Genomic DNA, 19,869 nt, shown 5'->3' on the forward strand with positions numbered 1-19,869 from the left:
CTACTAAACAAAATAAAATCGGCTTCGTCTATCATCAAATGGGTTCTTTCGAGTTCGGTTCGGACGCAGAATTCCAACGGGAACTGAAAAAAGTCGCTTCGGGCGGAAACCCACCTAATCACGGCAAACCGCGAGGTGGCAGAGGTAATAGACGATCCCACCTCTCAGTAGATAATAAAGAAAATATATATATAGTGTTTAGACTGGATCCGAAATGGAACTGGAGATTTTCTCGTGACGTGCCGGCGTTTAGTCTATTCGAGGACAAGTGCAGGCCGAACGACGAGGAATACTACGGAAGCCCTGTCGCCCTAACGAAGTCCGGGGAGATATTCACACCCCCTTCCGGAGACAAGCCGCTTGGCGAAGATGAAGTTTCGAGGATCGCCTACTTCACCGCTCTCGGCAAGAAAGCTTACCACGACCCCGCGAGGAAGGGTCCGGACCGCTTCAACATCCACGTCAATCTCGTGGAGGATCCCGGCGACGACGGATTGGACAAGTACATCCCGCTCATCATTGATCCCGATGTGGGTCATCCGGGCGGTTCCGGGCCGCCGTGAGGCGCGCCGGCTTGGCGCGCCAGCTCAGCGCGCCCCACTTATCTCTCGATCGAAGACACAGCGTGACTGAACCGAAGGGGGCCCCGCTCGCCGCGATCGTCGCTTATGCGCGGGCGGGGGCGCTGGACCATGCCTGGCGGCAATTCCTCCTCGCCGGGCATGGCCAGCGCCTGGACGATCCGGCCGCGCTCGCGGTCAAGGGGCGGCTGCTGAAGGACAGGGCCGTGCGCGCCGGGGGCGCGGAGCGACGGCGCCTCTATCTGGAGGCGGCGCGCGCCTATCGCGCCTCGGCGGCGGTGCGGCCGGCGAGCTACCCGCTGATCAACGCCGCCACCCTCTCCTTCCTGGCCGAAGACCGGCAGGCCGCGGCGGACATCGCGCGGGAAGTGCTGGCGCAGATCGAACGCAGCCCCGACGAGCCGGAGACGCCTTATTGGCGCGGCGCCACCCGCGCCGAGGCCCTGCTCCTCCTTGGGCGCGACGGCGAGGCGAAGGCCGCCCTCGGCGATGCGATCGCGGCCGCGCCCCGGGCCTGGGAGGATCATGCGGCGACCCTGAGGCAGTTCGCGCTGCTGCTGGCCGCGCGCGGCGAGGCGGCGGACTGGCTCGACCCGCTGCGCTCGCCGCGCTCCATCCACTTCGCCGGACATATGTCTTTTCACGGCGACCGCGACCGCCCGGAGCTGGAGCGCGCCGTCGCCGAGGCGCTGGAGGAGGAGCGCGCCGGCTTCGCGTTCGGCGCGCTCGCCGCCGGCGCCGATCTGCTGGTGGCGGAGCCCGTGCTCGCCCGCGGCGCCGAGCTTCACGTCGTCCTTCCCTGCGGCGCCGAGGCGTTCGCCGCCTGGTCGGTGGATCCATGGGGACCCGAATGGCGCCGCCGGTTCGACGCCGCCATGGCCGCGGCCGAGACGGTGCGCATCGTGCGCCCCGTCGGCGGCCGCCCGGGTCCGCGCATGATCGCCCTCGCCGATGAGATCGCGATGGGAGCGGCGGCGATGAACGCCCGGCGGCTGGCGAGCGAAGCGGTGCAACTGCTCGTGCGACCACCGGACGAAACTGCTCGTGGCGACGGCGACGCCTGGCGCGGATCGGGCCGCCGCCGCCGGCTGATCGCCGCCGCGCGCGAGGAGGTGACGCCGGGAACGCCGTCCGAAGCGCCCACGGAAAGCACGGGCGGCGACCCGATGGCCATCCGCGCCTTCGGCCTCGACCCGATCGACGACGGCTTCGCTGCGCGGCTGGACGGGCTCGCCCGACGCCTCGATGCCGTGCCCGGACTGCGGTTCGCGCCGCATCTCGACGGCGACCGCGTGCTTGCGGGCTTCGCCGATCCCGCCGCTGCGGCCGAGGCGGCCGCGCGTCTTCAGGCTGCTTGCGACGACGGAACGGCGTTGCGGATCGGAGGACATTACGGTCTGGCGGAGACGGTCCACGACCCTTTTTCGGATCGGCGCCGGCTGGTCGGCGCCGCGCCGCAGATCGCCGCCGCCGCCGCCGCCTCGACCCCGCCCGGTTCCACCTGCGTCACCGACGATTTCGCCGCCGCGCTCGCCTGCGCCGGCAGCGAGGGCATGGAGACCGGCTTCGTCGGCGAACTCGAGGCGGCGGACGGTGGACCGCCGATCGCGCTCCATGCGCTGTCTGCGCGCCTATAGGATCAATTCCTCCAGCCGGTGCGGCGCCACCAGCTTCAACACGCCCGGCTCGCGGATCACGATCCCCCGCCGCTCCAGCATGCTGATCGCGCGCGACGCGGTCTCCCGGGTGGTGGAGGCGCGCACCGCCAGTTCCGACACGACCGGCGGCGGCTTCATCGCGCCGCCCGGCGCGTCGCAGGCAAGACGCAGCAGCTCCGCGAACACGCGGCCGTTCGCGCTTAACGCGGCGCGCTCGTAGATGCGGGTGGTGGTGCGCCGCAGCCGCTTCAGCAATAGGCGGGTGAGCGCGATGCCGATCGCACTGTGCCGTTCGGCGAAGCGCACCAGCTCCGCGCCGCGCAGGGTGAACATCTCCACCCGATCGACCGCCACCACCTCCGCTTCGTCGGGTGCGGGGTCGAGCGGCCCCAGATGGCCGAACAGGTCGCCCGGCCCGAATTCGTAGAGCAGGACGAGCTGGCCGTCGGCGCCGTAGAGAAGCGCCTGCGCCCGCCCGAGGATCAGGACGAAGGCCGCGCCTGTCGCATCGCGCTGGGAGAGGATCACCGCGCGCGGCGCGACGGCGATCAGGCGGCCGGCGGCGGCGATCTCCGCGGCCACGTCGTCGGCACAGCCGAAGACTCCGGACAGGAACGCCCTGACCTCCGCCGCCTCCATGCCCGCCTCACGCGACACATCCCCTCTCCTTCACCCGACGAAGCCAGACCGTGGCCGCTTTGGCAAGGCCTCTCGCCCTTCACACTTTTCGGTTCATTCCGGCCACGCCATCGCGCATGTTGAGAGCGAAGCGTCGGGGGAGACCGGGGTTGGAGGAAGCGGGACGCAACATCCGCCGCGTGCTGGTGGTGGGCGGCGGATCGGCGGGCTGGATGACGGCGGCGGCGCTCGGCAATGCGCTGCGCGGCCGCTGCGAGATCGCGGTCGTGGAGTCGGACGAGATCGGCATCGTCGGCGTCGGCGAGGCGACCATCCCGCCGATCAAGCTCTTCAACCAGCAGCTCGGCATCGACGAGAACGAGTTTCTCCGCGCGACCCAGGGGAGCTTCAAGCTCGGCATCCAGTTCGTCGACTGGGCGCGGCGCGGCCATGTCTATTTCCACCCGTTCGGCGCCTTCGGGGCCGAGTTCGATTCCGTGCCGCTGCACCAATATTGGCTGCGCGAGCGGAGCCGCGGCGACACCTCGTCGCTGGACGAATTGTCCATGGCCTGGGCGGCGGCGGCGCGCGGACGCTTCGACCGCCCGCTGCCCGACCGGCGGATGATCCAGTCGACTTACGACTATGCCTATCATTTCGACGCCGGCCTCTACGGTCAGTATCTGCGCCGCTATGCCGAAGCCAAAGGCGTTGTCCGGCACGAAGGCCGGATCGTCGATCATGCGCTCGACGGGGAGACGGGCCGGGTGGAGTCCGTGCTCCTCGCCGACGGACGCAGGCTGGAGGCGGACCTGTTCGTCGATTGCTCGGGCTTTCGCGGCCTGCTGATCGGCGGCGCGGTGGGGAGCGCCTACGAGGAATGGACGCGCTGGCTGCCCTGCGACCGGGCGATGGCGGTGCCCTGCGCGCATGGCGGGGACTTCACGCCCTACACGCGCTCGACCGCCCGGTCGGCCGGATGGCAGTGGCGCATCCCCCTCCAGCACCGGATCGGCAATGGCTACGTCTACTCGTCCGCCCACATCTCCGACGACGACGCCGCCGACGCCCTGCTGAGGGCGCTGGACGGACCCGCGCTCGCCGATCCGCGTCCGCTGCGCTTCACCACAGGACGACGCCGCGAATTCTGGAAGAAGAACGTGGTCGCGATCGGCCTCGCCTCCGGCTTCATGGAACCGCTGGAATCGACCAGCCTGCATCTCGTCCAGTCCGGGATCAGCCGCCTGCTCGCGCTGTGGCCGGACCGGGACTTCGACCCGCTCGGCCCCGCCGAATATAACCGGCTGACCGGCGAGGAATATGAGCGGATCCGCGATTTCCTGATCCTCCATTACCATCTCACCGAGCGCGACGATTCCCCGCTCTGGCGCGCGTGCGCCGCCATGTCGGTGCCCGACAGCCTGCGCTACAAGATCGATCATTTCCGCAGCCGCGGCCGGCTCGTCTCGTCGGGCTTCGAGCTGTTCCAGAATCCGAGCTGGCTCGCGGTCCATATCGGCCAGCTCAACTTCCCCGAACGCTACGACCCGCTGATCGACGAGCGCACCCATGTCGATGCGCCGCGCATGCTGGCCGGCATCCGCCGCATCGCCGCCGAGGCGGCCGAGGCGATGCCCACGCACCGCGACTATATCGATCGCCACTGCAAGGCGCCGCCGCCGTGACGGGAGCCCCGATCCGCGACATCGTCATCGTCGGCGGCGGAACCGCCGGCTGGATGACGGCCGCTGCCTTCGCCCGTTTCCTGGAGAGCGGCTACCGCATCCGCCTTGTCGAATCGGACGAGATCGGCATCGTCGGCGTCGGCGAGGCGACCATCCCCGCCATCCGCCTGTTCAACCAGGCGCTCGGCCTCGACGAGGACGCCTTCGTCCGCGCGACCCAAGGCAGCTTCAAGCTGGGCATCGAATTTGTCGACTGGTTGCGCCCCGGCCACCGCTACATCCATGCTTTCGGTCCGGTCGGCCGCGACCTCGGGCTGCTGCCCTTCCACCAATATTGGCTGCGCGCCCGGGCGCTCGGCATCGCCCGGCCATTCGGCGACTATTCCTTCAACCATGTCGCGGCGGCGGCGAACCGCTTCGCCCGCACCGCCCGCGCGCCGCTCCAGCCGCCGCCTTACGCCTTCCATTTCGACGCCGCGCTCTACGCCCGGCACCTGCGCGGCTATGCCGAAGCGCGGGGCGTGGAGCGGATCGAAGGGCGGATCCGCGACGTCCGCCTCGACGGGGAGAGCGGCCATGTCGCCGCCGTCCTCCTCGAAAGCGGCGCCGAGGTCGGGGGCGAACTGTTCATCGACTGCTCGGGCTTTCGCGGGCTTCTCATCGAACAGGCGCTCGGCACCGGCTATCAGGACTGGACCCGCTGGCTTCCCTGCGACCGCGCGCTCGCCGTCCCTTGCGAAGCCGCCGGCCCGCTCACCCCCTACACCCGCTCGACCGCGCGCACGGCGGGATGGCAGTGGCGCATCCCGCTCCAGCACCGCACAGGCAACGGCTATGTCTATTGCAGCCGCCATGTGAGCGACGACGAGGCGGCCGCCACCCTCCTTGCCCATCTCGATGGCAAGCCGCTCGCCGACCCTCGGCCGCTGCGCTTCGTCACCGGGCGTCGCAACGCCTTCTGGAACCGCAACGTGGTCGCGGTCGGCCTCGCCTCCGGCTTCATGGAGCCGCTGGAATCGACCAGCATCCACCTCATCCAGTCGGCGGTGATGCGGCTGCTCGCCTTCCTGCCGGGGGACGGCTACGGCCCGCGCCAGATCGCCGAATATAACCGTCAGACGATCGTCGAATATGAGCGGATCCGCGACTTCATCATCCTCCACTACCACGCCAATGCGCGCGACCTACCCTTCTGGCGCGAATGCCGGGAGATGGAGATACCCGACACGCTCCGCCACAAGATGGACCTGTTCCGCGAGCGCGGCCAGGTCTTCCGCCAGGACGACGAGCTGTTCACCGAGACCGGCTGGCAGCAGGTGCTGATCGGTCAGGACGTGACGCCGGAAAGCTGGCATCCTCTCGCCGGGCAGCTGAGCGAGGCGGAGCTTGCCGGCTTCATGCGCATGGTCGAGGATCTGATGGCGCGCGCCGCCGCCGAGCTGCCTCGCCACGAGGAGTTCATCGCCCGCCACTGCCGCGCCGGCTGAGCCGCGCGCCGGGCCTCAGCGGGTCAGCACCCGGTAGCTCCAAGGCCCCATCCTGAAACGGGTGGCGCCGTCGACCCGGACCTCCTCCCCGCTGTCGAAATCGCGATAGTCGCCGTGGTGCAGCCCCTCTTCGAAGCCCACCTCCACTACATCGGCCGACATGTTGAAGACGGCGAACAGGCGGCTCCCTTCCTGCTGCCGGACGAAGGAGAAGACCTTGCCGCCGCCGTCATTGTCGATGCCGATCATCCGGGCGCCCCATGGCGCGTTGTGCAGGGCCGGGGTCGCCTTGCGGAGCGCGATCAGCCGCCGGTAGAATTCGCCGTTGGGATGGTCGCGCCACGCGATCGGGTCGCGCTCGAAGAATTCCAGCCTTTTCTCGTTGCCCGCTTCCTGGCCGTTGTAGATGAGCGGGATCCCCTCTCCCACGAAGGACAGGACCATCGCGTTGCGCAGCGCGTCGCCGAACACCTCGAACTCGGTGCCGTGCCAGGCATTCTGGTCGTGGTTCGACACGTACATCATCCGCATCGCGCCGGCCGGCCAGGCGCTTTCATGCTCCGAATAGAAGCCGAACAGCGCCCCCACGTCCGCCTCCCCCTTGGCGATCCGCGCCATCGCATTGTACCAGTCCCAGCCGTAGCTCGCGTCGAACGCGGCATAATGGACGTCGCGCTGCCCGAATTCGGCCAGCATGAAGACCGGCTTGATGGCGTCGAGATCCCGCCGCAGCTGCTCCCAGAAATCGAGCGGCACATAGCCGGCCACGTCGGCGCGGAAGCCGTCGACGCCGACCTCGCGCACCCACCACATCATCGCATCGGCCATGTAGCGACGTAGGCCGGTCTGCGAGAAATCGAAGTCGATGATGTCGGTCCAGTCCCACCAGGGCGTCGAGCGGAAATTGCCGCGCCAGTCCCGCTCGTACCAATGCGGATGCGTGGTCGCGAGCGGATTGTCCCAGGCGCTGTGATTGGCGACCCAGTCGAGGATCACGCGCATGCCCAGCGCATGAGCGGCATCGACGAAGGACTTGAGATCGGCGAGCGTCCCGAACTCCGGATTGACGCCATAATAGTCGCGCACCGAATAGGGGCTGCCGAGCGTCCCCTTCCGGTTGAGCTCGCCGATCGGATGGACCGGCATCAGCCACAATATGTCGACGCCCAAGGCCTTCAGCCGCGGCAGCTGCGCCTCGGCGGCGCGGAAGGTGCCTTCCGGCGTGAACTGGCGCGTGTTGATCTGGTAGAGGACCGCGTCGCGCGCCCAGTCCGGATGGCGCACGCCGCTCATGTCGCGGGGCGCGTAGGGATCGGTCTCGGCCGCCGCCGGCGCGGCCACGCCGAGCAGCAGCGCCAGCACCGCCGCGATCAGCGCGCGCAGCATCACGTCACCGGCTGGGCGATCGGCACCCGCGCCGGGTCCGCGCCGGGGCCGGCATGGGGTTCGCGCACCCGCAGCATGGCGAGCGCGGCGAGCGCCATCACGCCGGCGGCGAAGGCCATCGTCCAGATCGGCTCGTCTGGGAAGAAGCGTTTCATGATCGATCCCATGACGGTGGCGACCAGAAGCTGCGGGACGACGATGAAGACGTTGAACAGGCCCATATAGATGCCGAGCTTGCGCTGCGGCAGGTTGGACGCGAGGATTGCATAGGGCATGGCGAGGATCGACGCCCAGGCGATGCCGATCCCGACTTCGCTCAGCAGCAGATGCCTGGGATCGGTCATCAGGAAGAAGCTCGCATAGCCCGCCGCGCCGCACAGCAGGCAGAAGATGTGGGTGTGGACCCGCCCGATCCTGCCGGCGAGGAACGGCAGCAGCGTCAGCGCCGCGATCGCCGCGACGCCGTTATAGGTGGTGAAGAGCACCCCCACCCAGTTCGCGCCTTCCTGATAGCCCGGGCTCGCCGCGTCCGGCGCGCCGTAGAAGTATTGGGTGACCACGGGCGTGGTGTTGATCCACATGATGAACAGCGCCGACCAGCTGAAGAATTGCGCGACAGCGAGCCGCTTCATCAGCTCCGGCATTCCGGAGAAATCGCCGACGATGTTCGACAGCATGTTGGACGAATTGCCGCGTCGCGCGAGGCGGATGGCGACGATGCTGGCAAGGCCGTAGGCGACCAGCAGCGCGCCGAGCAGGTAGACCTCCTGCTCCAGCGCGAGCGGACCTACCGACAGCAGGACGAGGAGGCCGAGCGCGATCCAGGTGAAGCTCGATCCGAAGCTGCGCGCGGCGAGCAGACGGATGACATGGTCCTGCTCCTCCGCCCGGACGCCTTCGAATTCGGCCATCTGCTCGGGGCTGAACTCGCGGGTGGTGAGCACCGTCCACATCACCGCCAGGAACAGCGCCGCGCCGCCGAACCAGAAGGCCCACAGCACCGTGTCCGGAATCGCGCCCGGCGGCGCCTCGTTCGACACGCCCCACTGCTCGAGCGCCCAAGGGAAGATCGAGCCCACCACCGCCCCCGCGCCGATGAAGGCGGTCTGCACCGCATAGCCGGCATTGTGCTGGTCCTTGTCCAGCATGTCGCCGACGAAGGCGCGGAACGGCTCCATCGAGATGTTGAGCGAGGCGTCGAGCACCCACAGCATCAGCGCCGCGACTAGCAACACCGGCGCGAGCGGCATCACGAACAAAGACAGGGCCGCAAGGATGGCGCCGGCGAGGAAATAGGGCCGCCTGCGGCCGAGCCGCCCCAGCCAGGTGCGGTCCGACATATGGCCGATGATCGGCTGGACGAGGAGGCCGGTGAGCGGCGCCGCCACCCACAGGGCCGGGAGCCGATCGATCTCCGCCCCGAGCGACTGGAAGATGCGGCTCATGTTGGCATTCTGGAGCGCGAAGCCGATCTGGATGCCGAAGAATCCGAACGAGAGGTTCCAGAGCCCCCAGAAGCTCATCCTCGGTTTCCTGGACGCCATTCTCAATCTCCGCGCGCGCCCCGCCCGATCGCGGCGAGACCCGGAAAGCGAGGAGGGGCGGCTCCGCCCGGGAGCCGCCCCTGCCCCTTCATTCGCCGCCCCGCCTCACCGGAACCGGTAGCTGACGCCCAGCAGGTAGCGGCGACCGTAACTTTGGTGATCGATCACCCGCCGCCTGTCGTCGTCTGCGAAGGTCACGAACGGCTCGTCGGTGATGTTGTTGACCTGGCCGAGGATGGTGAGGCCCTGCAGCATCGAACCCTGCTGGAATTCGTAGCTGACCTGCGCGTCGATCACCGTCTCCGCAGCGGCCCGGCGACGTTCGTTGCCGCCGCCGAACCCGCGCAGCTCTCCGATGAAGGACGAGCGGTGACGCGCGCTGCCGCGGATCGAGAAGCCCGCCCGCTCGAAATAAGCGGTGAGGTTGCCGACCCATTTGGAATAGCCCGGCAGATCCTCGGGGGGCGCGTCGGGCTGCGGGCTCACATTGGTGTCGGTGTAGGACACGCTGCCGGTGAGGCCGAAGCCGTCGAGCCAAGTGGTGAACACGCGAAACGGTAGGGTGCCGGACAGTTCGGCGCCCTTCATCGTGCCGCCATCGCCGTTGGCCGGCACGGTGAGGAAGCCTTGGAACTGGAAGGGCTGCAACGTCACCCCCGACGGAACCGGGAAACCGGTAAAATCATAGGGTTGGACCTGCTCGTAAATGTAGCTCTTCAAGTCCTTGTAGAAGAGCGAGAGCGCCAGATAGCCCTCGCCGCCGAAATATTTTTCAAGCGACACGTCGACCGCATCCGCCACCCACGGCCGCAGCCGGGGATTGCCGCCGCTGCCGCTGAAAGGCAGGCCGCCGGTCACAGCCAGCTGCTGGTTGAAGCCGAAATTGGACGAAGCGCGCATCTCGTCGAGGCGCGGCCGCGCCATCTGCCGCGCGGCGCCGAGGCGCGCCACCCAGCCGCCCGGAATGCGCAGCGACAGGTTCAGGCTCGGCAGAACCTTCGTATATTCGTCGCCGCCGCGCACGTCCGCCGCCAGCACCGCCGGCGCGCCGCTGGACGCGGTGCCGGCCGAGCTTTGATCGGTGAAGACGACCTGCGCGCCGACATTGCCGGTGAGCTGGGTCGCGCCGATGTCGGCGGAGATGTTCAGCATGGTCCAGAAGGTCATCACGTCTTCCGACACGCTCCAGCCCTTGGTGGACACGTCGGAGTTGGGGTTGCGCACCAGATTGTAGATGCCGCTGTTGAGCAAGGTGAGCGGATCGTAGCTCACCATCGGGCCGAGGCCGAGGAAGGCGAGATTGGTCGGCTGCAGCAGCGCGTTTTGCGGAATGGGAACGCTGGTCGTGCCGTCCGTATTGCCGCGCAGGCCCAGGAAGAATTCGTTGGGCGTCAGCTGCTTGTCGCGGGTCGTGTAGTTGAAGCCGAGCTCGACGCTGCGGAACGGCCCGCCGAGTTCGCGCTCGATGCTGGCGCGCAGGGCGACCAGTTCGTCGCGCACCGAGCGCTCGTTATAATAGCCGTCCTGACCGCCCAGGATGCGGCCACCCGGCCCGTCGATGTCGCCGCCCCAGCCTTGCGGGCTGGTGAGGCGGATGAGGTTCGGATCGGCATAGTTGAGGCTGGGGCGGAAGACGGCGCCGCGCGGCGTCATCGTGAAGCCCATATTGTCGGTCGCACCGAGATTGCCGCGGCCGGTGCCCGCATAGGTTTCGAGGATCAGATCCTCGCGGTCGACGCGCGAGAAGCTGATGTCGCCGGTGGCGGTCCAGCCCTCCGCGCTGTAGCGGCCGTTCCAGCCGACCGAGTAGATGTCCGCGTCGCGGCGGTTGGCGTCGTTGCGCACCACGCCCTTGACGCCGTTAAAGGTGCCCGCGGTGACGAGACCGTCCTGGGCGGTGAAGCCGGGCTGGAGCTGCGCCGCGCTCCAGAACAGCGGAAGCTCGATGCCGCGCAGGATCTGCTCGTCCTCGAACTTCGAATAATAGCCGTCGATCACCATCGTGAAGGCGGGCGCGGCTTGCCATTCGAGCGTGCCGACGACGCCGGTGCGCACCAGCCGGTTCGACACGACATAGGGTTTGGAGCCGCCGATCACGGCCGGACCGTTGGCGGCGACATCGGGATAGCCCCAGGCGTTGAAGCGCTCGATCTGGGTCGGCGAGTCGAGCCGGGCGACGCCGATCGACACGCCGATCGTGTCGTTGGCGAACTGGTCCACCCAGGTCGCGCTGACGCGATAGCCGCGGTCTTTCGACCCGGCGTTGAGTTTGCCGAGATCGACATATTCGCCGCGCGCGTTCACCGACAGCACCTGGCGTCCGTAAGCGAGCGGCCGGATGGTGCGCAGGTCCACCGTGCCCGACAGGCCCTGGCCGATCAGGCTGGCATTGGGCGTCTTGTAGACCAGCACCTGGTTCAGCACTTCGGACGGATATTGGTCGAACTCGACGCCGCGATTGTCGCCGGTCGTCACCTGCTCGCGGCCGTTCAGCAAAGTGGTGGAGAAATCGGGCGCGAAGCCGCGGATCGAGATCACCTGGGCGCGGCCGTCGAGGCGCTGCGCGGTGAGGCCGGGAAGCCGGGCGATCGACTCGGCGATGCTGTTGTCGGGAAGCTTGCCGATATCCTCGGCCGACACCGACTCGACGATGAGGTCGGAGGTCTGCTTCTGCCGGGCGGCGCTCGCCAGCGCGGCGCGGAAGCCGGTGACGACGATCGAGCCTTCGGCTTCGGTCTCGGCTCCAGGTTGTCCCTCCTGGCCGGCGGGAACCTGGGTTTCGGCATAAGCCGGCGCGGCGGCGCCGAGCGCGAGCGCCGCGACGGCGGCGCCGCCGAGCAGCGAAGCGCGGCGCGACTCGAAGAAATGGATCATGTTCGTCCTCCCCATCAGCAGCCGCAAGAACCCAGGTTCCGCGGGGCCCTTCAGCCTTTTCCCGGGTTTCCCGGCGGTCGCCGAGCGGCGGCAACCCCTTTAAAACCCGCTTCAATTTTCGAAAGGATGGCCGGCGCGAACAGCCCCGCCCTGTCCTCCCCTCCTCCGCCGCGGTTCTCCCGCGGTCTGCGTGTTTCGCAAAATAATGCAAACGTGCTGCAAAATTGCAAGAGGAAAGTGACAGAAGCCACGCGCTGCGCCTTCCAGCCAGCGAGACCCAGCCTTTAGACTGTAGCGGAAATCGCGGAAATCCGCGGCTTCCGCGGCAGGACTTGACGCCGAGAGCCGCTGCTGCAAACTATTGCAAAAAAGAAGAAGGCATGTCCGGCGACTCGCCGGCGCCCGGCGAAGGGGAGTTGAAGCCATGAAACGCACGCGCTTGCCCGGCGTCCTGCTTGCGCTGGCCCTCGCCGGCTGCGCCCCGGCCGCGGCCATCGCCGCCGACCGCCCCGCCTTCCGCGACCGCCCGCCCGAAGACGAGTTCATCTATTTCGTGCTTCCCGACCGGTTCGAGAACGGCGATCCGGCGAACGACAGGGGGGGATTGCGGGGCGGCCGGCTCGACCATGGGTTCGATCCCACCCACAAGGGCTTCTATCATGGCGGCGATCTCAAGGGGCTGACCGCGCGGCTGGACTATATCCAGGGCCTGGGCGCCACCGCCATCTGGCTCGGCCCCATCTACCAGAACAAGCCGGTCCAGGGGCCGCCGGGTGGAGAATCCGCCGGTTATCACGGCTATTGGATCACCGATTTCCTGAACGTCGATCCGCATTTCGGCACCCGCGCCGAGCTCAAGGCTTTCGTCGACGCGGCCCATGCGCGCGGCATGAAGGTCTATCTCGACATCATCACCAACCACACGGCGGACGTGATCCGCTATCGCGAATGTCCACCCTTCCAGTGCCCCTATCGGAGCCACGCCGATTTTCCCTATTCGACTCAGGGCGGCCCCGATGGCCCGCGCATCAACGAGGGCTTTCGCGGCATCGCGCCGCCCCACCAGACGGAGGAGAATTTCGCGCGCCTCACCCGGCCCGATTTCGCCTACACGCCATTCGTGCCGGAGGCGGAGCGGAACGTGAAGAATCCGGCCTGGCTGAACGATCCCATCTACTATCACAATCGCGGCGAGACGACCTTCCAGGGCGAGAACAGCCTGTTCGGCGACTTTGCGGGCCTCGACGATCTGTTCACCGAGCACCCCCGCGTCGTTCAGGGCATGATCGAGATTTTCGGGTCCTGGATCGACGATTTCGGGATCGACGGCTTCCGCATCGACACCGCCCGGCACGTCAATCCCGAATTCTGGCAGGCCTTCGTTCCTGCCATGCTGGAGCGCGCCCGCGCCCGCGGCATTCCGAACTTCCACATCTTCGGCGAAGTGTTCGATCCCGATCCCGGCGCGCTCGCCACCTTCACCCGCGTGGACGGTTTTCCCACGGTGCTCGATTTCGCCTTCCAGTCGGCCGTCACAGACGTGGTGGCGCGGGGCGCGCCCACATCGCGCCTCGCTCGGCTGTTCCAGATGGACGTCCTCTACGAAGGCGGCGCGGATACCGCGCTCCGGTCGCCCACCTTCCTCGGCAATCACGACATGGGGAGGTTCGCTTTCTTCATCCGCGAACGCCATCCCGGGGCCAGCGACGAGGAGGTGCTGAAGCGGGTGCTGCTCGGCCACGCGATGATGATGTTCGGCCGCGGCGTCCCGACGATCTATTATGGCGACGAGCAGGGGTTCGTCGGCGACGGCGGCGACCAGGACGCGCGCGAGAACATGTTCCCGAGCCGGGTCGCGAGCTACAACGACAACCGGCTGGTCGGCACCGGCGCCACCACCGCCGTCGCGAACTTCGACACCGCGCATCCGATCTACCGGGCGCTGGCGGGAATGGCCCGCATCCGCGCCGCCGATCCGGCGCTTCGCCGCGGCCGCCAGCAGGTGCTGAACTATGGCGAGGAGCCGGGCCTGTTCGCCATCGCCCGCCACGCGCCGGACGGGCGCGGCCAGACGCTGATCGTCTTCAACACCGCCGATGCGCCGCTCGATGCCAATGTCTGGATCGATCCGGCGCTCGCCCGGTTCAAAAGCGTCCACGGCAGCTGCGCCCCCGCGCCGGCGGCGCCCGGCAGCTACCGAGTCCGGCTGGCGCCGCTCGAATACATCGTCTGCCGTTCCCTTCCCGCGGAGTAGGTCTTTGACCCAGTATCAGCCCATCGCCGCCGCCGCGGCCGCCACCGAATGGTGGCGCGGCGCCGTCATCTACCAGATCTATCCGCGCAGCTTCGCGGATTCCAACGGCGACGGGATCGGCGACCTGCCGGGCATCACCGCGCGGCTCGACCATGTCGCCTCGCTGGGAGTCGACGCGATCTGGCTGTCGCCCTTCTTCACCTCGCCGATGAAGGATTTCGGCTACGACATCGCCGATTATTGCGACGTCGATCCGATCTTCGGCACGCTTACCGACTTCGACCGGCTGCTGGACCGCGCCCATGCGCTGGGGCTGAAGGTCATCATCGACCAGGTCTATTCGCACACGTCGGACCGCCATGCCTGGTTCCAGGAAAGCCGCTCGAGCCGCGGCAATGCGAAGGCCGACTGGTACGTCTGGGCCGATCCGAAGCCGGACGGCTCACCGCCCAGCAACTGGCAGTCGGTCTTTCACGGGCCGAGCTGGACCTGGGACGGCCGGCGCGGCCAATATTACCTCCACAACTTCCTGCCCTCGCAGCCCGATCTCAACATCCACAATCCGGACGTTCAGGAGGCGATCCTAGACACGGCGCGCTTCTGGCTGGACCGCGGCGTCGACGGCTTTCGTCTCGATGCGATCAATTTCTCGATGCACGACCCGTCGCTGCGCGACAATCCGCCGGTCGCGCCCGGCGCCGGCCCGCGCCGCCGGCCCTTCGATTACCAGCACCATTATTACAACCAGTCGCACCCCGACATTCCGACTTTCCTCGCCCGCATCCGCCGCCTGCTCGACAGCCATGGCGGCCGCTTCACCGTCGCCGAAGTGGGCGGCGAACAGGCGGACCGCGAGATGAAGCTGTTCACCGAGGGGTTCGACCGGCTGAACAGCGCCTACGGCTTCAACTTCCTCTATGCCGACGCGCTGTCGCCGGAACTGGTACGCCACACCATCGATCTGTGGCCGGGCGCGCCCGGCGAAGGCTGGCCGAGCTGGGCCTTTTCCAACCATGACGCGCCGCGCCACGTGTCGCGCTGGGCCGCGCCGGCCGAGCGCAAGGCCTGCGCCGCGCTGTCGATGCTGCTGCTGATGGCGCTGCGCGGCAACGTCTTCCTCTACCAGGGCGAAGAGCTCGGCCTCCCTCAGGCGGACGTGCCGTTCGAGCTGCTCCAGGATCCCGAGGCGATCGCCAACTGGCCGAACACCCATGGTCGCGACGGCGCGCGCACGCCGATCCCCTGGGCGGCGGACGCGCCCCATGCGGGCTTCTCGCCGGCGCGGCCCTGGCTTCCGGTCGACCCCGAACATGTGCCGCTCGCCGTCGACCGCCAGGAGGAGGACCCGGACTCGACGCTCAACCTCACCCGCCGGCTGGTGGCGCTTCGGCGGCGGGAAGAAGCGCTGCGCTGCGGCATCATCCGCCCGCTCGACCTGGCCGCTCCGCTCCTCGCCTTCGAACGCGGCGACGGGCCAGACCGGCTGCTGTGCCTCTTCAACCTCGGCCGCGCGCCCGCGGACTGGCGCCTGCCGGAGGGCTGGACCGTGATCGAGGCGGTGGGCGGCGAGGCGACCGGCGGGTCGGTGCCGCCGCTCGCGGGCCTCATCGCCCGGCGATCGGCATGACGGGGTCAGCCCCCGCAGGATTCCCGCACGATCAGGTCGGTCGGCAGCCGCTCCGACATCATCTCACCCTCGCCGCCCGTGTCGAGCAGCTTGGACACCAGCAGCCGACCCGCCCGGTCGGTATCCTGGCTGACGGTGGTGAGCGCCGGGCGGCTGTAGCGGGCGAAGGGCACATCATCGTAGCCGATCACCGAGACGTCGTCCGGGATCTTGCGTCCCGCCCGGATCAGCGAGCGCATGGCGCCGAGCGCGATGAGATCGCTCGCCGCCACCACGCCGTCGAAATCGAGGCCCCGGGCGATCAGCGCGTCCACCGCGGCTTCCGCCGACTCCACCGTGAAATGGGCGGGCACCATCAGCTCGCCGTCCTGCGGCAGGCCGGCCTGTTCCAGCCCCTCCAGATAGCCGCGCACCCGCTGCGCCACCTCCGGCGCCTCGGTGTCGCCGAGATAGACGATCCGGCGGCGGCCGAGCCGGGCCAGGTGCAGCGTCGCGCGGCGGCCGCCGGACAGATTGTCCGATCCGACCGAGCAATAAGCCTGGTCCGGCAACTGCGCGCCCCAGACGGCGAACCGCGCCTCGCTTTCGGCGAGCCGGTTGAACGCCTGATGAAGCGAGCTCTGCCCGAGGAAGATCGTGCCGTCGGCGCGGCTGGTGGTCATCGCCGCCGCCAGGTCCTCGTAACTGGTCGGCGCGAAATGGCTGACCAGAAGATCGCAGCCGCGATCGCGGGCGGCGTCGTTCACGCCGGAGAACAGCTCCAGGAAGAAGGGATCGTCCAGCTGCCCTTCCCGCCCCTGCGGCCGCGGGACGACCAAAGCAATCGTCGCCGCGGCGCCGATCGGCCCGGCCGGCATGTAGCGGCGAAAGGGATAGTCATGCTCGCGCGCGAGCTTCCAGATGAGCTGCTTGGTGCGGGCGTTGACCGACGGGCTGTCGTTCAATGCGCGCGAGGCGGTCGAGATCGAAACGCCCGCCAGCGCGGCGATGTCTTCCAGCCTTGTGTTGCGTCGCGCCATCTACTGCAAACTTTGCTGCAAAATTTTCTCGGGCGCTCTCATGCTACGCCGGCGCGCGGCTTGGCAAGCGCTGTTTCATAGGGAGTCGCTCATGCTGCCCCGTCTCATTATCCTCGCCGCCGCGATGCTCTTTTCCTTCGCTCCCGCCGCCGCCGCCGAGCCCGTGGCGCAGATCTCCTCGCCCGGCGGCGTGATCAGCCTCGCCGTCGAAATCGACAATGACGGGCGGCCGAGCTATTCGGTGCGACGCTTCGGCACCCTGCTCATCGCGCCGTCACGGCTCGGCTTCATGCTGCTCGACGCGCCCAAGCTGGAGCGCGGCTTCGTCCTCGCCTCGCAATCGAGCGCGAGCTTTGACGAGACGTGGGAGCAGCCCTGGGGCGAGCGGCGCTTCGTCCGCAACCGCCACAACGAGCTGCGCGTCCGCCTCAGCGAGCGGGCCGGTCTTCAGCGCAGCATGGACGTCGTGTTCCGCGTCTTCGACAACGGCGTCGGCTTCCGCTACGAATTTCCAGACCAGCCCAATCTTGCCGACGTCCAGATTCAGGACGAGCTGACCGAGTTCGCCATCGCCCAGCCCGGCACCGCCTGGTGGATCCCCGCCTTCGAGTGGAACCGGGAGGAATATCTCTACAACACCACCGCAATCACGGAGGTGGGCATCGCGCAGACGCCGATGACCGTCCGCACGGCGAACGGCGTCCACATCGCCTTCCACGAGGCGGCGCTGGTCGATTATTCCGGCATGAACCTCGCCTCGATGGGCCATGGCCGCTTTCGCGCGGCGCTGACGCCGGGCACCGACGGCGCCAAGGTGCGCCGCCGCGCGCCCTTCCCGACGCCTTGGCGAACGATGCAGATCGCCGACAGCGCCGGCGGGCTGGTGATGAACGACCTCATCCTCAACCTCAACGAGCCCAACCGGCTCGGCGACGTCTCCTGGGTGCAGCCGTTCAAATATGTGGGCGTGTGGTGGGAGATGCATCTCGACCTCAAGAGCTGGGCTTCGGGTCCGCGCCACGGCGCCACCAACGACAATATCCGGCGCCACATCGATTTCGCCGCCCGCCACGGCTTTCGCGGCGTGCTGGTGGAAGGATGGAACGTCGGCTGGGACGGCGACTGGTTCGGCACCGGCTTCGACTTCAACTTCACCCAGCCCTATCCCGGCGTCGATCTCGAGGGCCTGGCCGCTTATGCCCGATCAAAGGGCGTGCGGCTGGTCGGTCATCACGAAACCGGCGGCAACGCGGCCCATTACGAAGCGCAGATGGAGGACGCGTTCGATTATTACCGCCGGCTCGGCATCGATGCGGTGAAGACCGGCTATGTGGCCGACGCCGGCCAGGCGCGCATCCGCGACGAAGGCGGGACGGTTCGATTCGCCTGGCACGAGGGCCAGGAGATGGCGCGGCACCACCAGCGGGTGATCGACGCCGCCGCCCGCCGCCGCATCTCGATCAACGCGCACGAGCCGATCAAGGACACCGGCCTTCGCCGTACCTATCCCAACATCATCAGCCGCGAAGGCGCGCGGGGGATGGAGTTTTCCGCCTGGGGCGATCCGTCCAACCCGCCCGAGCACGAGTCGGTGCTGGTCTTCACCCGCATGCTGGCGGGGCCTATGGATTACACGCCCGGCATCTTCGGCATGCGCACGCGATCGCCGCAGGGCGTGCAGACGACTTGGGCGAAGCAGCTTGCCCTCTACGTCGTCATCTATTCGCCGATTCAGATGGTCGCCGACCTGCTCGACAATTATGAGGCCAATCCCGGCCCGTTCCAGTTCATCAAGGACGTGCCGGTCGATTGGGAGGAGTCGGTGGTGGTGAACGGCGAGATCGGCGACTTCGTCACCATCGCCCGCAAGGAGCGCGGCGGGGAAAACTGGTATCTGGGCGCGGTCACCGACGAGGAAGGGCGGGTCCTGTCCGCGCCATTGTCGTTCCTGACGCCGGGCCGCCGCTACCGGGCGCAAATCTACCGCGACGGCGATACTGCCCATTATCGCGACAATCCCGGCGATGTCGCGATCGAGGAGCGGATCGTGACCAGCGCCGACACGCTGACCCTCCGGCTCGCGCCGGGCGGCGGGCAGGCCATTCGCCTCGTCGCGATGGCGCCGGGGGAACGGGGCCGGCGGGCCCGGCATTGATCCTCTCATGACGGAAATCGTGGCCATCGACGTCGGCGGCACCAACGCCCGCTTCGCCATTGCCGAAGTGGCGGACGGCCGGGTCATGTCGCTCGGGCCGGAGACGACGCTCAAGACCGGGGAGCATGCGAGCTTCCAGACCGCCTGGGAAGTGTTCTGCGCCGGGCTCGGCCGCCCCGTGCCGGACGCGGTGGCGATCGCCTTTGCTGGACCGGTCGAAGGCGAGGTTCTGAAGCTCACCAACAACCCCTGGGTGATCCGTCCGACCCTGCTGCCCGAGAAACTGGGCATCGGCCGCTATCTCGTCATCAACGATTTCGGCGCGGTCGCCCATGCGGTGGGACAGCTTCCCTCCGGCCAGTTCAGCCATCTGTGCGGACCCGACCGGCCGCTGCCGGACGAGGGGGTGATCAGCGTGGTGGGGCCGGGCACCGGCCTCGGCGTCGCGCAGCTGCTGCTGGAGAACGGCCGCTATCACGTCCTCGCCACCGAAGGCGGCCATATGGATTTTGCGCCGCTCGACGCGCTCGAGGACCGAATCCTCGTCTACCTTCGCGAGCGCTACCGGCGCGTCTCGGCGGAGCGGGTGTGCGCGGGCATGGGCCTGGGCAACATCCTGGCGGCGCTTTCGGCGCTGGAAGGCAGGCCGGTCGCGGCGCGCGGCGACAAGGAATTGTGGACGGCGGCGCTCGCGGGGGAAGACAGCATGGCCGCGGCGGCCCTCGACCGTTATTTCCTGTCGCTCGGCGCGGTGGTCGGAGACCTGGCGCTGGCACATGGCGCTTCGGCGGTGGTGATCGCGGGCGGACTGGGGCAGCGCATCGCGCCCCATCTGCCCGGCTCCGGGTTCCACGGCCGCTTCGTCGCCAAGGGGCGATTCGAGCGGCGGATGAACGCGATGCCGGTCAAGCTGATCGCCCATCCGCAGCCCGGCCTCTACGGCGCGGCCGCCGCGTTTGCTCTGGCCTATCCCGACTGACG

At 68.1% G+C, this 19,869-nt stretch carries 13 protein-coding genes; 8 read left to right on the plus strand and 5 right to left on the minus strand.

Annotated elements, in window-relative coordinates:
- Positions 1–563, plus strand: a 563-nt coding sequence (locus tag ACK4K7_RS13595; RefSeq protein ID WP_431866803.1) for a nucleotide synthetase, incomplete at its 5' end; no start/stop codon positions are given.
- A 62-nt stretch (positions 564–625) separates the two neighbouring features.
- Positions 626–2,218 carry a tetratricopeptide repeat-containing protein gene (locus ACK4K7_RS13600; RefSeq protein WP_431866804.1) on the plus strand — a complete coding sequence of 531 codons (1,593 nt, stop codon included), beginning with the start codon at positions 626–628 and terminating at the stop codon, positions 2,216–2,218.
- Here ACK4K7_RS13600 and ACK4K7_RS13605 read toward each other — a convergent pair.
- Positions 2,213–2,896, minus strand: coding sequence for a Crp/Fnr family transcriptional regulator (locus ACK4K7_RS13605; protein WP_431866806.1), 684 nt, complete (start codon positions 2,894–2,896; stop codon positions 2,213–2,215). The two genes, ACK4K7_RS13600 and ACK4K7_RS13605, sit on opposite strands and share 6 nt — an antisense overlap.
- Positions 2,897–2,994: 98 nt before the next feature.
- Here ACK4K7_RS13605 and ACK4K7_RS13610 point away from each other — a divergent pair, with 98 nt between their 5' ends.
- Entirely contained in the window at positions 2,995–4,542 is a 1,548-nt protein-coding gene (locus tag ACK4K7_RS13610; RefSeq protein ID WP_431866808.1) for a tryptophan halogenase family protein, read from the plus strand.
- Positions 4,539–6,029, plus strand: a complete 1,491-nt coding sequence (locus ACK4K7_RS13615; RefSeq protein WP_431866810.1) for a tryptophan halogenase family protein — start codon at positions 4,539–4,541, stop codon at positions 6,027–6,029. The genes ACK4K7_RS13610 and ACK4K7_RS13615 overlap by 4 nt, the downstream gene beginning before the upstream one ends.
- Positions 6,030–6,044: 15 nt before the next feature.
- On the opposite strand, the gene ACK4K7_RS13620 is transcribed toward ACK4K7_RS13615, so the two are convergent.
- The 3 genes from ACK4K7_RS13620 to ACK4K7_RS13630 all read right to left on the minus strand — a co-directional run bounded on the left by ACK4K7_RS13620 (position 6,045) and on the right by ACK4K7_RS13630 (position 11,833).
- Positions 6,045–7,415, minus strand: a complete 1,371-nt coding sequence (locus ACK4K7_RS13620; protein WP_431866944.1) for an alpha-amylase family glycosyl hydrolase — start codon at positions 7,413–7,415, stop codon at positions 6,045–6,047.
- Positions 7,415–8,938: an MFS transporter gene (locus ACK4K7_RS13625; RefSeq protein WP_431866811.1), complete on the minus strand. Its 1,524-nt coding sequence runs from the start codon at positions 8,936–8,938 to the stop codon at positions 7,415–7,417. The genes ACK4K7_RS13620 and ACK4K7_RS13625 overlap by 1 nt, the downstream gene beginning before the upstream one ends.
- A 126-nt stretch (positions 8,939–9,064) precedes the next feature.
- Positions 9,065–11,833, minus strand: coding sequence for a TonB-dependent receptor (locus ACK4K7_RS13630; RefSeq protein WP_431866813.1), 2,769 nt, complete (start codon positions 11,831–11,833; stop codon positions 9,065–9,067).
- 424 nt (positions 11,834–12,257) lie between these two features.
- Here ACK4K7_RS13630 and ACK4K7_RS13635 point away from each other — a divergent pair, with 424 nt between their 5' ends.
- Both ACK4K7_RS13635 and ACK4K7_RS13640 read left to right on the plus strand, forming a co-directional pair.
- A complete protein-coding gene (locus ACK4K7_RS13635) occupies positions 12,258–14,087 on the plus strand; it encodes an alpha-amylase family glycosyl hydrolase (protein ID WP_431866815.1) in 1,830 nt (609 codons plus the stop codon).
- Between the two features lie 4 nt (positions 14,088–14,091).
- Entirely contained in the window at positions 14,092–15,714 is a 1,623-nt protein-coding gene (locus tag ACK4K7_RS13640; RefSeq protein ID WP_431866817.1) for an alpha-amylase family glycosyl hydrolase, read from the plus strand.
- Positions 15,715–15,719: 5 nt separating this feature from the next.
- On the opposite strand, the gene ACK4K7_RS13645 is transcribed toward ACK4K7_RS13640, so the two are convergent.
- A complete protein-coding gene (locus ACK4K7_RS13645) occupies positions 15,720–16,733 on the minus strand; it encodes a LacI family DNA-binding transcriptional regulator (RefSeq protein WP_431866818.1) in 1,014 nt (337 codons plus the stop codon).
- A 91-nt stretch (positions 16,734–16,824) separates the two neighbouring features.
- On the opposite strand from ACK4K7_RS13645, the gene ACK4K7_RS13650 reads away from it, so the two are divergent.
- Together ACK4K7_RS13650 and ACK4K7_RS13655 are read left to right on the plus strand one after the other, a co-directional pair.
- A complete protein-coding gene (locus tag ACK4K7_RS13650) occupies positions 16,825–18,888 on the plus strand; it encodes a glycoside hydrolase family 97 protein (RefSeq protein ID WP_431866820.1) in 2,064 nt (687 codons plus the stop codon).
- Between the two features lie 7 nt (positions 18,889–18,895).
- Positions 18,896–19,867, plus strand: a complete 972-nt coding sequence (locus tag ACK4K7_RS13655; protein ID WP_431866822.1) for a glucokinase — start codon at positions 18,896–18,898, stop codon at positions 19,865–19,867.
- Positions 19,868–19,869: the final 2 nt, after the last annotated feature.

Source organism: Allosphingosinicella sp. (assembly GCF_046295735.1).
Classification (GTDB): domain Bacteria; phylum Pseudomonadota; class Alphaproteobacteria; order Sphingomonadales; family Sphingomonadaceae; genus Allosphingosinicella.

Excerpts from the sequence above, each read along its gene's own strand:
- ACK4K7_RS13610 (WP_431866808.1), top strand. The coding sequence starts at position 2,995 with ATGTTGAGAGCGAAGCGTCGGGGGAGACCGGGGTTGGAGGAAGCGGGA.
- ACK4K7_RS13620 (WP_431866944.1), bottom strand. The coding sequence starts at position 7,415 with ATGCTGCGCGCGCTGATCGCGGCGGTGCTGGCGCTGCTGCTCGGCGTG.
- ACK4K7_RS13625 (WP_431866811.1), bottom strand. The coding sequence starts at position 8,938 with ATGAGCTTCTGGGGGCTCTGGAACCTCTCGTTCGGATTCTTCGGCATC.
- ACK4K7_RS13630 (WP_431866813.1), bottom strand. The coding sequence starts at position 11,833 with ATGATCCATTTCTTCGAGTCGCGCCGCGCTTCGCTGCTCGGCGGCGCC.
- ACK4K7_RS13635 (WP_431866815.1), top strand. The coding sequence starts at position 12,258 with ATGAAACGCACGCGCTTGCCCGGCGTCCTGCTTGCGCTGGCCCTCGCC.
- ACK4K7_RS13645 (WP_431866818.1), bottom strand. The coding sequence starts at position 16,733 with ATGGCGCGACGCAACACAAGGCTGGAAGACATCGCCGCGCTGGCGGGC.
- ACK4K7_RS13650 (WP_431866820.1), top strand. The coding sequence starts at position 16,825 with ATGCTGCCCCGTCTCATTATCCTCGCCGCCGCGATGCTCTTTTCCTTC.
- ACK4K7_RS13655 (WP_431866822.1), top strand. The coding sequence starts at position 18,896 with ATGACGGAAATCGTGGCCATCGACGTCGGCGGCACCAACGCCCGCTTC.